The sequence below is a fragment of the Psychrobacillus sp. FSL K6-4046 genome (assembly GCF_038624605.1).
In the GTDB taxonomy this organism is placed as follows: Bacteria; Bacillota; Bacilli; order Bacillales_A; family Planococcaceae; genus Psychrobacillus.
In genome coordinates, this window is the sequence record NZ_CP152020.1 from 2720878 (window position 1) to 2734978 (window position 14101).

Below are 14101 nucleotides of genomic sequence, written 5' to 3' on the forward strand. Positions count from 1 at the left end.
GATTAGCTGGTGTTTTTCATGGTGCTATTAGTGACGACAACTTAAGTAAACGCATTTAGTTCATCCAGTGACTGATGAAGCTCTGTTAATCGCATCTTCGCTTCGCTAATTACTTCTTGGTCTCCATCTTGCATTGCATCGTATAAAGTAGCTAATTGATAATCCATTTCCAATTTCAATGTTTGAATTTTTTCCTTTTCCATATCATATTTACGAATTATATGCACAACCTGTTTCATAGTTAACACCTCTCCATAATCATTTTATCTTAATATTCAGAACTTTATACTTACATTATGCTACAAATCGATTTGTGTTAATAAATACTGCTTACAAGATTTTTACCCAAAAATCCGCTAAAATAAACATAGAAATTGAAAGGAGTTAATATATGAGTAAAACTTTTTGGCAAGAAAAAGATTTTGAAGTGTTTCAAATTGAAGGATTAGAAAATAGAATGACTGCTCTTATAGAGAATGTTCGACCTAAGTTTGAAGAACTTGGTAAACAATATAGCCTTTATTTTTCTGGTGTTCTTGGAGATGAGTTTTTTAGCCATGTAGCTAAGCACGCTCGTCGATCAGTTAACCCTCCAAAGGATAGTTGGGTAGCTTTTGCTCCTTACAAACGTGGTTACAAGGCTTTGCCTCATTTTCAAATTGGCTTATGGGGTACGCATTTATTTATCATAGTAGCAGTTATTTATGAAGCACCCGATAAAGTTGCAATTGCAGAGCGTTTGCTGCAACAAATGAGTCTATTTAAAAAGCTTCCAGATGATTTTATCGTTTCTGGGGACCATATGAAGCCAGAGGCCTCTTCCTTGAGGGAAGTTAATCAAGAGGGAGTAGAAGAGCTTCTAACGCGTCTGAGAGACGTTAAAAAGGGTGAATTTTTAGTTGGGCGTCATATACCTAAAGAAGAAGCTGTTAAATTAACAGAAACAGAATTATTCGACTTAGTAGAAAATACGTTTGAACAGCTTCTACCCATTTACAAAACTATGACCAATATAAAATAAGACAAGCTTTCCCTCCTTTTTAAGGAGGGATTACTTTATCCCTTTATAATTGCTTCGTTAGTTTGTTCTTTCATTTTTTTTATGATTGGGAAGCTTGCATATCCACTTTCTTTTTCAAACTCCCGAAAATATGTCTTTTCTTCCGCTATAGACGGAACTATTTCTTTAAAGCGACGATATTTATTCATCAGTTCTTCTCGCTTTATGCCTTTTTCATAAGCATTTTCAATTGCTTCAAAAAACTGTACTACGTCTACTATTTCTTTTGTAGACCAATCTAACGAAAAAGGGTATGTGTATTCCATTTTCAACTCTCCTATAATTTCCATTTTTTTCGTATATCTAGTGCCTCAGCTGCCATTCTGTCGATGAGCTCTTTCGTTGTAGGAATGTCATGAATCATACCTATTACTTGCCCTGCCCAAGCAAAGCCTTGGTCTTCGAAACCGTTATAAATAAATTGCTTGTTGGCTTCTCCACTAATATGATGCTTCAAATGCTCATATGTAGGGTTTTCCTTTTCCATAGTCAAAATAGTTTCGGTCCAACTATTACGGATAGCCCTTGCTGGCGACCCTAGCTCTTTTTTAATAACAACTGTATCTGTTTCCTCTTTTGATAATATGGCATTTTTATATGCTTCCGATGCATGGATACATTCCTTTGTTGCGATAAAACGAGTCCCCATTTCTATCCCTTCTGCTCCTAGAGCATGAGCAGCCATCCAGCCTCGCCCATCTCCAATGCCACCAGAAGCAATGACAGGTAATGAAACAGCATCTACAACTTGAGGGATAAGTACCATAGTTCCAATATCATCTCTCCCTAAGTGACCGCCACCCTCTTGCCCTACAACCATCACAGCGTCGGCCCCTAGCTGTTCTGCTTTTAAAGCCTGTCGCTTAGATGCGACTAAAACAAGCTTTTTGATATTCGTCTTATCTAGGGCATCTAAAATTGGCGCAGGATTGCCTCCAGTCATTGAAACTACTGGAACGTTTTCTTCGATAGCGACTTCAAGCATATGTTCATAAGGTCTACCTGTTTGCCCAATAGCAAAGTTTACGCCAAAAGGTTTATTTGTATGTTCTCTCACTTTATCAATCTCTTGGCGAAGCTCCTCCGGTGTTGAGAGACTCATAGCAGTTATCTGTCCTAAGCCACCCGCTTCTGAAACCGCAATGCATAGATCCGAATACGCAAGATATGCTAGTCCACCTTGTACTATAGGATATTTTGTTCCTAATAGATCTGTAACCCTTGTTTGAAATGACAAACTAATCCCCTCCCTTTATAGTAGTGTAAAGAAAATTTAATTAGGATTCAATCTATCTATTAAAGGATAGAATTTTAAATGAGCCGTTTTAAATCCTTAAAGTAGGTTATGTATGTATTAGAAGACTCTAACAAGACAAGTCCGTAGGAAAAACATACAAGTTTGCATAAGGTTATCGTTTACTGCTTAAATGCTTGTTAACTGTTCTTCATTATAAAATGCTTTTAAAAACAAATGACTTTTAAAATACTTGTAGAAGCAAACCTCTCGATTTCTTTTCTATTTGTCCAGCAAAATTAATGCATCTTAATAATTTTGAATTATTTTTATAGTAATAAATTTCCTTAAATGCTATAATTCTTTTGTTTTTAACATTGCATCAACGTCTCTATTAATAATTACTAGAATCGTTTACATGCACAAAAATTTAATTAGAGGTGGTATAAGCGTTGTCACAATTAGAAACTCCTATCTTCGATGCTTTATTGAAGCATCGAAATCGTCATCCAATTCAGTTCCACATTCCTGGTCATAAGAAAGGGAAAGGGATGGACCCTGCATTTCGAGAGTTTGTTGGAGATAATGTACTTTCAATTGATTTAATCAATATAGCTCCATTAGATGACCTACATTCTCCAAAAGGAGCCATCAAAAAAGCTCAACATCTAGCTGCAGAAGCTTTTGGAGCAGATGAAACCTTTTTCTCTGTTCAAGGTACGAGTGGAGCTATTATGACAATGATCCTTACTATTTGTGGACCTGGGGATAAGATCCTTGTTCCACGAAATGTTCATAAATCTATTATGTCTGCCATTGTATTTGCAGGTGCTATACCCGTATTTATACATCCCGAGGTAGATAAAGAACTTGGTGTTTCGCATGGTATTTCTGTGGAATCCGTAGAAAAAGCAATAGAAGCACATCCAGATGCAAAAGGTTTACTTGTTATCAACCCAACTTATTTTGGTTTAGCAGCCGATTTAAAGAGAATTGTAGATATTTCTCATGCGCACGGTATACCTGTAGTAGTGGATGAAGCTCATGGTGTACATATCCACTTTCATAATGACCTTCCTATTTCGGCAATGTCTGCCGGTGCTGATATGGCCGCAACATCTGTACACAAACTTGGAGGATCTATGACTCAAAGCTCCGTCCTGAATGTAAGAGAAGGACTAGTTTCTGCAAAAAGGGTACAATCAATCCTTTCCATGCTTACAACGACTTCTACATCCTATCCTCTTTTAGCTTCTCTAGATACCGCTAGAAGACAGCTAGCTATACATGGAGAGGATTTAATAGGCGAAGCAATCGAAATTGCTGAGGAAACTCGTAAACGTATAAATGAAATTGAACATATCCATTGTGTAGGAAGAGAAATATTACAATCCTCCGCTACTTACGATATGGATCCAACTAAGCTACTAATTAGCGTTAAAAATTTAGGAATCACTGGATTTGAAGCTGAAATTTGGCTTAGAGAAAAAGCGAATATTGAAGTAGAGCTTTCTGATTTATATAATATCCTTTGCCTGATTACGCTAGGAGATACAAAAAAAGAAGTAGACATGCTTGTTAATGCATTATCGAGAATGGTAGTGGCATATGAATCTGCAGCAACAATAGTAGAATCAGCTGTAACCTTACCAGACATCCCTGGTTTAGCTATGTCACCTCGAGATGCATTTTACGCAGAAACTGAATCTATTCCACTATTAGAAGCCAGTGGCCGTATTTCTGCTGAATTCGTAATGGTCTACCCTCCTGGTATTCCTATTTTTATTCCCGGGGAAATAATTACTCAAGGAAATATTGACTATATCTTGATGAACCTAGAGGCAGGCTTACCAGTACAGGGACCAGAAGACGACACATTAGAAATGATTCATGTTATTAAAGAGCATCAGGCTATCATTTAGTATATTAAACTTTCAGCTCCAATCAAAAACAGACTTTTGACGGCTAACGTCGTCAAAGTCTGTTTTTTAATAGAATCAAAAAATTAAAAAGGCAAACACTGGACATATAAAGGCCCCTAAAATAGCACTAAGAGTCATTGCCACTGACCCCATCGTCATCGTCTCTTCCCCATACTCGGATAGCTTAGATAAGCCGATGCCATGCGATGCACTACCTATAGATATCCCCCTGCTGATTGCGGTATCTATGTGAAATAGTTTAAAGAGAAACGGTCCAGCTAATGCTCCTATTAAACCAGCTAAAATTACAAAAACTGCTGTCAAAGTTGGAATACCCCCAATTGATTCGCTAATAGGCATCGCAATTGGAGAAGTAATTGACTTTGGTAATAAGGATTTTTGAAGAAACTCCTCAAAAGACATAAGTTTAGCTATTATAACAATACTAATTAGTCCAGAAAGCATTGCTACAGTAACACCTAATATAATCGTCACCTTGTTTTTTATAATTTTTTCTCGCTGTATATATAAAGGGTAAGCCATCCCTACTACCGCTGGTCCGAGCATTGCATCAATCCACTTGGCACCTGACATATATGTATCGTAAGAAACTCCTGAAAAACTTAACACTACTACAAGGATAATCGTAGTAGTTAAAATAGGTAATAGTAAAGGATAGGTGAACCTTCTATAGAGAAAAGTCATCCCTATAAAAATAATGATTGTACCAATTACCATCGCTAGAGAAATCATTTCAAATCCTCCCCTACTATTTTACTTTCAAAGTATTGACATACCTTTCCTGCTACTACAATTGTAAACATTGTACTAATTATTAAAGCGATTATTATAAAAACCCCTTTTAACGAGGCTAACTGAGGGTAATCCATTATCCCTGCGGTCGCCGGCACAAAGAATAAGGCAAGAAATGCAAGTAAAAAACCAGCCCCATCTTTTATAAGATTGGCTGGAAGTATTTTTAGCAGGAGGCACGCTAATAGTATTAATAATCCAGCAATACTTCCAGGAAAGGAAAACGGTAATAATTCCACTACAAAAGATCCTAGAGTAGAGAATAAATAAAGAATAATTACTTGAAAAATGATTCGACCTACTTTTTTTATTTTGTTCATTATGTACTTTAAAAGTTTATTCTTTTAAAGTTTCACCTCCATAAACGCTGATAATAGAAATAATTTTACGCCTTCTCTTTTAGTATGTCCATGAGTAGAAAATCAGTTTACTTGCTTGGAATGAATCGGATGATTTGCCTTCCAGGTGGACGCTTTCCGCCAGCATGGCCTCAGCCTCCTCGTCGCTACGCTGAGGGCACTGAAAAACTTACGTTTTTATAATAATTTTGTTTTTGAAAATTAAAAAAGGGTACTTTTTGTTCAAACTGAACAGAAAGTACCCTTTTTCATTGCCTTATTCTTGCTCTCATTCGTTAAGTAACTTTAGGATTCGCTTCAAGTTGACCGCAAATATGGTTGTGGCTCCTTGTATTTCCATGCCAAAAAGACCCGTGCTAATCGCTGTATCGTAGCCGTGTCCACTCTTTAATTCACTATTCTTTGCCTCGATTTTATATCGCTCTTTGGCAAGCTGTTTAAATTCTTCGGTATTCTGAAATGCCTCTTGTTCAAGGTGCTCTGTCGATTTGATTGTGACACAATATGTTTTAGATTTCGATCCTTCTTTGTAACACCCAACTCTGAAAGGGCATATTTTACATTTTTCAACATCAAAATTATATTTGATTTGAGGGTTACGGTTGTCATCTGTATTTCTTTTTTTTATAGTTTTTCCTTTTGCTAAATGACCCGCTGGACAAACATATAAATTAGCGTCTTTATTAAATTCAAATAAATCTTCTTTTCTACGGTGGCCATTTGTAATCAGCGGATGTAATTTTGAAATGAGTTGGACCTTATTTGTCTTGGTATATATTAAATTGTCTTTACTAGAATATGCTGTATCTCCAAGCACCTTCTCTATTTTCATACCTGTACGTTGGCTTTTTTCAATTAAATCTATTAAATGTTGTCCATCACCTTGTTCACCAGTTGTTACAATCGCTGCTGTAATAATTCGTTCATCGCTCATCGCTATATGAGTTTTATAACCAAAGAAAGATGTATCTGCTGATTTATGTCCGACACGTGCATCGGTATCGCTTGAATAATTCAGATGAAATAGTGTGTCTTCTACGATTTCTTTTAATGTATTTAAACGTTCTTTCACGGCAGGCACTTGCGCTATTTGTGGCTCTTTCTCTATCACTTCAATGACTTTTTTACAGTAAGTCACTTCATCTGACACTTCGTTAGAAGTCGGTTTTTCTGGAAACTTCTCTTTCATAGATTCATCTATTTTATAGACCGCTTTTCGGGCATTCTTTGATTTTTCTTGTAAGAATTCTTTGGGCGATTTTTGATTGTAACGTGCTTTCGTATGCGTTGCGTCCACAATGATTGTTTTACTTTTGATGATTTCTTTTTCAAGTGCGATTTCAACGGTTTTCCCAATTAACATATCTAACAAATCTACATCTTGTAAACGAAGTCGACGAAATTTTGTAAGTGAACTTGGTTCAATGACCTCATCCTCTGGAGCCATTCCTAAGAAGTATTTAAATGACATATCATATTTTGAACGTTCCACTAAATCCACATCGGACACATCATGAATTGCTTTTAATAATAAATACTTAAACATACGAATGGGTGAAATCGCTTTACGACCATGATCCAAACAATATTTTGATTGAAGTTCTTCTAAAATAAACGAAAAATCAACAAGTTCATTGATTTGACGAAGCATATTGTCTTTTGGAATTATTAAATCATATAACGCCATGTATGGACTTAAGTTCAGCGTTTCTTGGTTTGAAATCATTGTGAGCACCCCTGCATTTACTTTTCTTTAGTATAGCAAGAAAATAATTTTTCGGTCTGAGTACATTTTAAAAAATTCTATAACAGGTAGAAAAGTGGATTGGATTGGAGTGCAGAGCGGTGACTCCTAGGGGATTAGCGGCCACGGCGAGCACCCGGACTGAGCGCAGCGAGGGAGAAGGCTTGCCGGGCCGCCCCCTGGAAAGCATCCGCTCGGAACGGAAAGACATGGATTCAGAAAATAGTAGAAGATGAACAGAACCTGCATTCATACTCTACATCTAAACGTTTTAAAGGCACTTTTTCAGTGCCCTCGCTACGCTCCTGCGGGGTCTTCACCTCATGCTATTCCGGCTGGAGCATTCCTGTATTATAACTTTAAAGGCACTTGAAAAAAAAAGAACCCTCTTATATGATGCTAGAGTAACAACCAATGAATACTCAAAACATATATAGGAGGGCCCCTTATGAATAATAGTACGAATCATAAAATTAATCAAGTGACTGAAAAGACGTTGGTCATCGGAATCGATATCGCCAAACGCAAACATTACGCATGTGCTGTAGACGACCGTGGACGAGTATTGCATAAGTCCTTTCCCATCAGACAGTCGGCAGAAGGATTTACGACCTTCTATGAACAGCTACTTGTATTACAAAACAAACATGAGAAATCAGAAATCCTTGTTGGGTTCGAACCAACAGGACACTACTGGATGAACCTAGCGGCCCATTTAACCGCGCATGACATCCGCTATGTGTTCGTGAATCCTAGTCACGTGAAGAAATCCAAAGAATTGGATGACAATCTGCAGACAAAGAACGATGTGAAGGATGCGATGGTCATCGCCAAGTTGATCCGCGATGGACGGTTCAGCTTCCCACGCATTTTAGAAGGCATCGAAGCGGAACTGCGCAATGGTGCATCCCATCGCGCCTCGCTTCAGAAAGAGCTTGGCATCATTACAAATCGAATCATTCGATGGACAGATCGGTTCTTCCCAGAATTCCAACATGTCTTTAAAGACATCGGGAAAACCGCCCTGGCTGTGCTGGAGAAAACACCATTACCAGAGGACCTTCGAGAAAAAGAAGTGGCGGAGCTACTCCCTTTCTACAAAGAGGTTGAAGGGTTAAAGTGTGTCTCTTCTCCCAAAATAATAAAACTCAAGGAAGCTGCCGAAATCTCGATTGGGTTGACCGAAGGCCTGGAAATGGCTCGATTTGAGATTCATTCCTTGGTGATGCAATATAGGCTCGTGGAACAACAGTATGAATTACTGGCAGAACGGTTACAAGAAATCGCTCAAGATATGCCCGATTATATATTTTTGTTATCTATCGAGGGGATCGGCTCCAATACAGCCATCGAGCTGTTATCAGAGGTAGGGCCCTTCACAAACTTTCGTAGTCCACGCCAAATCATCAAACTAGCGGGACTAACATTACGTGAAAACTCCTCGGGTGAGCAAAAAGGACAAAAGAAGATTTCTAAACGAGGTCGCAAAAGATTGCGTGCAGCCCTCTTCCGAGCCATCTTGCCTATGATTCGTTACAACCCTGCCTTTAAGGCACTATATCATTATTATATTGAACGCCCAGTAAACCCTTTAAGAAAGAAAGAAGCCATGGTGGTCTTATGTGGAAAACTATTAAAAATCGCACATGGCCTCTGTACAAAAAAACAGATGTTTCAATCAGAACGCATGATACAAGACCTGACCGTTCTTCAAACGGCAGCGTGAACACTTTCATTAGCTTTTAACTTAGTTGGATGACATAGAGAGCTGGCACAACCGCGACATTCGACTTCAAGTCCCTGCTGGAGCATAGCCGGCCTCTGCCTTATGACTAGACCGAACGAAGGAATGTATGCGCGCGACGCAAAGAGATATGGGAGGGTACGTCATCATAAGTTCTGCAGAGAAACAGAGTGCATCCAAGAATAACATATTTATGGGATTTTTAACCAAATTATTTAGCGGAGCACAGCCTTTGTTTCCAATATTTTTAATAAGTGGTTTATTGAGGTATCGAAAGTCAATTAGATGAACTCAGAAAAAATTTTTTCACTTTAAAAATACGTAATGAACCATTGGTATGACTACATTTTAAGAGGGAGTCGCCACCTTCCACTCCAATCAACTAGTATTTTCATATGAGAAACTTAATGTAGCGTCTAAAAACTAGATTAGAGGAATTTACCTCAATATCATTCCAAATAACAAAATACCTCAAAAGATTTATATCTCGAGGTATTTTGTCAGAACTAGATTCGAAAAATTATTCTATCGTTTTAATAGTTTTTGGATCAATCAATTCATACCCTTTTGCTCGTAAGCCTTCTACAATTTTCGAAAGAGCTGCTGCGGTCCATTCTCGATCATGCATTAGCAAATTTGCTCCGTCTACTAGATACTCCGTATTAACCATAATATCTGCTAAACTGTTAGCCTCCATATATTGTTTCTCCCAATCGTATCCATATGTCCAATTCATCAAGACCATTCCTTCTTGATGAACCAAGGACTTACTAAAATCAGTATTTACACCAAAAGGAGCTCGGAAAAATTTAGGCTTCTCACCGATCACTGCTTCTATCGTCTCGTTTACTTTAATTATTTCTTCTTGTTGCTGTTCTTCACTGCTATTTTTTAAATTCGCGTGTGTTTGAGTGTGATTTCCAATAGAAAAGCCTAAATCATATATCTCTTTTAAATTAGCTTGTTCTTCCTCTGAATCTATGAAATGACCATTCACAAAAAAGATAGCTGGAGCATCAAGTTCTTTTAATGTTTTCGCCATTTCGACAGCATATTTATCTGGAGCATCGTCAATCGTTAAAAGCACAGCCTTAGGATTCGCATCAGCAATTGGTTTTATCGTCCAATTTGCCTCATTAATTTCATACTTTATTTCTGAAACTGGTTCTTCCTCAATAACTTCCTCTACAGGCTTTATTTCTTCCACTTTTTCAGTTTCTTCCGGCTTTGTTTCTACCGTTTCTTTATTAACTTCATTTTTTTCTCCAAGCTCTTTTTGAACTTCCGTTGTTTCTGCATTACATCCTACTAATAAAATAGTTAGTGCTGCGGGTAATAACCAAGTTGTAAGTTTCAATATAATCACCATATCCCTTCTATTTCCATTCTAACAGTCAAAAAGAAAACCGTGTAGAGTATTTCTACACGGTTTTATCGACCTACTTATTATTTAGATAGAATATGGATTGGGTGACCCATTACTACTTCTGCAGCTTCCATTGCAATTTCTCCAAGCGTTGGATGTGCATGAATAGTCATAGCGATATCCTCAACCGTCATACCTGCTTCAATTGCTAAACCAAGTTCAGCGATCATATCAGATGCACCTTGACCTACGATTTGAGCGCCAAGTAATAATCCATCTTCTTTACGTGAAACAAGTTTTACAAAGCCTTCTGTCGCGTTAAGAGCAAGTGCACGACCGTTAGCTCCGAACGGGAACTTACCAGCTGCTACATCAAATCCTTGTTCTTTTGCTTGTGCTTCAGATAAACCAACTGTAGCTAGCTCTGGATCTGTGAAGCAAACAGCTGGAATTGCAAGATAATCTACAACAGATGATTGACCAGCAATCGCTTCAGCAGCTACTTTACCTTCATAAGAAGCTTTGTGAGCAAGCTGTGGCCCCGCTACTACATCACCGATAGCAAAGATATTGCTAATGCTAGTGCGACATTGCTTATCTACTTCGATTAATCCGCGTTCTGCAAATTTAATACCAAGCTCTTCTAAACCAATTTCATCGGTGTTAGGGCGGCGGCCAACTGTAACTAATACATAGTCAGCTTCCACTTTTTTCTCTTCTCCACCAACTTCATAAGTTACGACTACGCCAGTATCAGATTCTTCAACACCTTTTGCAGATGCTTTCACTACCATATCTACGCCTTTTTTCTTCAAGCCTTTTTTAACAATAGTAGTCATTTGTTTTTCGAAGCCAGCTAAAATATCGTCTCCGCCTTCGATAATTGTAACTTGTGAACCTAGGTTAGCATATGCAGAACCTAACTCAGTTCCAATGTACCCTCCACCAATTACTACTAATTTTTCAGGTACCTCTTGAAGATTTAAAGCACCAGTTGAGTTAATAACACGTTTTGTATATTTAAATGTTGGAATTTCTACTGGACGAGATCCAGTAGCGATTATCGCATGTTTAAAAGTATAAGTTTGTGCAGACTTCTCATCCATTACACGAACTGTATTTGCATCAACAAAGTAAGCTTCACCAGAAACCACTTCAATATTGTTACCTTTTAATAATCCGGAAACACCGCTAGTTAATTTTTTCACAACACTTTCTTTGAAAGCTTGTGCTTTTGAAAAGTCAATTTTAACATCAGATGCCGTGATACCCATGTCATCTGAATGTTTTGCTTGTTCAAAACGGTGACCAACTGAGATTAACGCTTTAGAAGGGATACACCCTACGTTTAAGCATACTCCACCGATATGTTCTTTCTCTACAACTACTACCTTTTGTCCTGTTTGTGCAGCACGAATTGCAGCTACATAACCTCCAGGACCTGAACCTATTACTAAAGTATCTGTTTCAATCGGGAAATCTCCTACTACCATTTTTTACGCCTCCATTAATAATAATTCTGGACTGCTTAATAAACGTTTTATATGGTTCAACGCATGTTGGGCAGTCGCACCATCGATCATGCGATGATCAAAGCTCAATGATAATGCTAACACAGGAGCGGCTACAATTTCACTATTTTTTATTACAGGTTTTTCTGAAATTCGACCAATTCCGAGGATTGCCACTTCCGGATGGTTGATAACAGGTGTAAACCATTGTCCACCAGCAGAGCCAATATTAGAAATTGAGCATGATGCACCCTTCATCTCAGCTGGAGATAATTTGCCGTCTCTAGCTTTTGTAGCTAATGAATTAATTTCGTCAGAGATTGTAAATACTGATTTACGATCTGCATTCTTAATAACAGGCACTAACAATCCTTTTTCTGTATCCGCTGCTATCCCTATGTTGTAATAATGCTTTTGGATAACTTCGTTTGTATCATCATCATACGAAGTATTTAAGGCTGGGAATTCACGCAATGTACTTACTAAAGCTTTCACTACATAAGGTAAATAAGTTAACTTGATATTTTTCTCTGCAGCTATTTCTTTGAATTTCTTGCGATGTGCAACTAGCTCAGTAACATCCACTTCATCCATAAGCGTTACATGTGGTGCAGTATGCTTGGAATTAACCATTGCTTTTGCAATTGCCTTACGCATTGGAGATAGTTTCTCACGAGTTTCAGGGAATTCTCCTTCTAAGCTAACTGGTGCAGAAGATTTTGTTTCTTGCACTTTCTCCTGTTCAGCAGCTGGTGCTGTAGATGTAGCTTCTTCAACTGATTGGTCTCCAGAAAGGAATGCTTCAATGTCCTCTTTAAGGATTCGACCGTTTTTGCCAGTACCATTTACGTCTGCAATATTCACTTCTTTTTCACGAGCAAATTTACGAACGGAAGGCATCGCGATTACACGAGTGTCGCCTTTAGGTTTAACCTCTGTAGTTTCAGTCTTTTCTTTAGTAGGTGTAGAAGGTTGCTGATTTTTAGAAGCATCAACTGCTTCTTTCTCCACTTCCTTGCCATCCTCTAAAGTAGATTGTACTTGAGCTTCTGTTTTTTCTTCACCACTGTGGTCTCCTTTAAATTGAAGATCCTCATAGCCTGGTGCATCCAACTTAACTAGTACGTCGCCAACTACAGCAACTGTTCCTTCGCTTACCAACACGTCTGTTACTTTTCCTTTTACAGGTGAAGGAATTTCTACTACAGCTTTATCATTTTGTACTTCGCAAAGGATATCGTCCTCATCAACTTCGTCACCGGCCTTAACAAACCATTTAACGATTTCTCCTTCATGTATACCTTCTCCAATATCCGGTAGGCGGAATTCAAATGCCAAAGTGCTCACCCTTTCTATTGTTCGTTTCTTTTAGAAATTTAATACTTTCTTTGCTGTTTCCATTATATCTTTAGAGTTTGGTAACCAAACTGTCTCTGCTTGAGAGAATGGGAATACAGTATCTGGTGCAGCCACACGTAGAACTGGAGCCTCTAGGCTTAGAATAGCTCTCTCTGTAATTTCTGCAACAACGTTTGCTGCAATACCAGCTTGTTTTTGCGCCTCTTGTACAACAATTGCGCGGTTTGTTTTTTCTACAGAAGCAATGATTGTTTCGATATCTAATGGTTGTACAGTACGAAGATCCACAACTTCAACAGAGTGTCCTTCTTTTTCTAGTTCCTCAGCTGCTTTCAAGCTTTCTTGAACCATTGCACCATAAGCAATGATCGTTAAATCAGTACCTTCACGTTTCACGTCTGCTTTTCCAAGAGGAATAGTATACTCTTCCTCAGGAACTTCACCGCGGAAAGAACGATATAATTTCATATGTTCTAAGAAAATAACTGGATCATTATCACGAATAGCGGATATTAGTAAACCCTTTGCATCGTAAGGTGTAGATGGAATAACCACTTTCACACCAGGAGTTGAAGTCATTAAAAGCTCCAAGCTATCTGCGTGCATTTCTGGTGTATGAACTCCTCCACCAAAAGGTGAACGTATAGTTACTGGTGCATTAAAAGCACCACCTGTACGGAAACGCATACGAGATAATTGTCCACTAATTGAATCCATCACTTCATATACGAAACCAAAGAATTGGATTTCAGGAACAGGACGGAATCCTTGTAACGAAAGACCAACTGCTAGTCCACCAATACCTGACTCTGCAAGTGGTGTATCAAATACACGATCTTCCCCAAATTCTTTTTGTAGCCCTTCAGTTGCACGGAATACTCCGCCGTTATTACCAACGTCTTCGCCGAAGACTAACACATTTTCATCATTTTTAAGCTCAGTACGGAGAGCATCCGTAATCGCTTGAATCATCGTCATTTGCGCCATTG

General features: G+C 38.2%; 13 protein-coding genes. 3 read left to right on the forward strand and 10 right to left on the reverse strand.

All coding sequences use genetic code 11. From position 1 onward, the window contains the following. Nucleotides 1–41: 41 nt before the first annotated feature. Complete coding sequence (locus MKY09_RS13500) at nt 42–239, reverse strand: hypothetical protein (RefSeq protein ID WP_169358936.1); 198 nt, start codon at nt 237–239, stop codon at nt 42–44. 152 nt (nt 240–391) lie between these two features. Here MKY09_RS13500 and MKY09_RS13505 point away from each other — a divergent pair, with 152 nt between their 5' ends. Continuing rightward, complete coding sequence (locus tag MKY09_RS13505; RefSeq protein WP_169358935.1) at nt 392–1021, forward strand: DUF1054 domain-containing protein; 630 nt, start codon at nt 392–394, stop codon at nt 1019–1021. A gap of 35 nt (nt 1022–1056) precedes the next feature. Here MKY09_RS13505 and MKY09_RS13510 read toward each other — a convergent pair whose 3' ends face one another. Together MKY09_RS13510 and MKY09_RS13515 are read right to left on the reverse strand one after the other, a co-directional pair. Further along, on the reverse strand, nt 1057–1326 hold the full coding sequence (locus MKY09_RS13510) for a UPF0223 family protein (RefSeq protein WP_169358934.1): 270 nt from the start codon (nt 1324–1326) through the stop codon (nt 1057–1059). A gap of 11 nt (nt 1327–1337) precedes the next feature. Next, nucleotides 1338–2297: a nitronate monooxygenase family protein gene (locus MKY09_RS13515; protein WP_169358933.1), complete on the reverse strand. Its 960-nt coding sequence runs from the start codon at nt 2295–2297 to the stop codon at nt 1338–1340. A 449-nt stretch (nt 2298–2746) separates the two neighbouring features. Here MKY09_RS13515 and MKY09_RS13520 point away from each other — a divergent pair, with 449 nt between their 5' ends. After that, nucleotides 2747–4216 (forward strand): aminotransferase class I/II-fold pyridoxal phosphate-dependent enzyme, encoded by a 1470-nt coding sequence (locus MKY09_RS13520; RefSeq protein WP_169358932.1) that lies wholly within the window; start codon nt 2747–2749, stop codon nt 4214–4216. Between the two features lie 75 nt (nt 4217–4291). On the opposite strand, the gene MKY09_RS13525 is transcribed toward MKY09_RS13520, so the two are convergent. The 3 genes from MKY09_RS13525 to MKY09_RS13535 form a co-directional block, all read right to left on the reverse strand. After that, on the reverse strand, nt 4292–4969 hold the full coding sequence (locus MKY09_RS13525; protein WP_169358931.1) for an LrgB family protein: 678 nt from the start codon (nt 4967–4969) through the stop codon (nt 4292–4294). Then, complete coding sequence (locus MKY09_RS13530) at nt 4966–5349, reverse strand: CidA/LrgA family protein (protein WP_169358930.1); 384 nt, start codon at nt 5347–5349, stop codon at nt 4966–4968. The genes MKY09_RS13525 and MKY09_RS13530 overlap by 4 nt, the downstream gene beginning before the upstream one ends. Before the next feature lie 307 nt (nt 5350–5656). Next, nucleotides 5657–7114 (reverse strand): IS1182 family transposase, encoded by a 1458-nt coding sequence (locus MKY09_RS13535; protein WP_251557258.1) that lies wholly within the window; start codon nt 7112–7114, stop codon nt 5657–5659. Nucleotides 7115–7580: 466 nt separating this feature from the next. Between MKY09_RS13535 and MKY09_RS13540 the strand changes: the two genes are divergently transcribed. After that, nucleotides 7581–8858 (forward strand): IS110 family transposase, encoded by a 1278-nt coding sequence (locus MKY09_RS13540; RefSeq protein ID WP_342566872.1) that lies wholly within the window; start codon nt 7581–7583, stop codon nt 8856–8858. A 538-nt stretch (nt 8859–9396) separates the two neighbouring features. On the opposite strand, the gene MKY09_RS13545 is transcribed toward MKY09_RS13540, so the two are convergent. The 4 genes from MKY09_RS13545 to MKY09_RS13560 form a co-directional block, all read right to left on the reverse strand. After that, complete coding sequence (locus MKY09_RS13545) at nt 9397–10239, reverse strand: polysaccharide deacetylase family protein (protein ID WP_342568251.1); 843 nt, start codon at nt 10237–10239, stop codon at nt 9397–9399. A gap of 83 nt (nt 10240–10322) precedes the next feature. Beyond that, nucleotides 10323–11735 (reverse strand): dihydrolipoyl dehydrogenase, encoded by a 1413-nt coding sequence (gene lpdA / locus MKY09_RS13550; protein ID WP_169358928.1) that lies wholly within the window; start codon nt 11733–11735, stop codon nt 10323–10325. 3 nt (nt 11736–11738) lie between these two features. Beyond that, complete coding sequence (locus MKY09_RS13555; protein WP_342566873.1) at nt 11739–13091, reverse strand: dihydrolipoamide acetyltransferase family protein; 1353 nt, start codon at nt 13089–13091, stop codon at nt 11739–11741. A gap of 30 nt (nt 13092–13121) precedes the next feature. Then, nucleotides 13122–14099, reverse strand: a complete 978-nt coding sequence (locus tag MKY09_RS13560) for an alpha-ketoacid dehydrogenase subunit beta (protein WP_251552959.1) — start codon at nt 14097–14099, stop codon at nt 13122–13124. Nucleotides 14100–14101: the final 2 nt, after the last annotated feature.

Bases quoted from the DNA above. Each gene is read 5' to 3' on its own strand.
- MKY09_RS13505 (WP_169358935.1), top strand. From the start codon at position 392: ATGAGTAAAACTTTTTGGCAAGAAAAAGATTTTGAAGTGTTTCAAATT.
- MKY09_RS13525 (WP_169358931.1), bottom strand. From the start codon at position 4,969: ATGATTTCTCTAGCGATGGTAATTGGTACAATCATTATTTTTATAGGG.
- MKY09_RS13500 (WP_169358936.1), bottom strand. From the start codon at position 239: ATGAAACAGGTTGTGCATATAATTCGTAAATATGATATGGAAAAGGAA.
- MKY09_RS13540 (WP_342566872.1), top strand. From the start codon at position 7,581: ATGAATAATAGTACGAATCATAAAATTAATCAAGTGACTGAAAAGACG.
- MKY09_RS13530 (WP_169358930.1), bottom strand. From the start codon at position 5,349: ATGAACAAAATAAAAAAAGTAGGTCGAATCATTTTTCAAGTAATTATT.
- MKY09_RS13535 (WP_251557258.1), bottom strand. From the start codon at position 7,114: ATGATTTCAAACCAAGAAACGCTGAACTTAAGTCCATACATGGCGTTA.
- MKY09_RS13560 (WP_251552959.1), bottom strand. From the start codon at position 14,099: ATGGCGCAAATGACGATGATTCAAGCGATTACGGATGCTCTCCGTACT.
- MKY09_RS13510 (WP_169358934.1), bottom strand. From the start codon at position 1,326: ATGGAATACACATACCCTTTTTCGTTAGATTGGTCTACAAAAGAAATA.
- lpdA (WP_169358928.1), bottom strand. From the start codon at position 11,735: ATGGTAGTAGGAGATTTCCCGATTGAAACAGATACTTTAGTAATAGGT.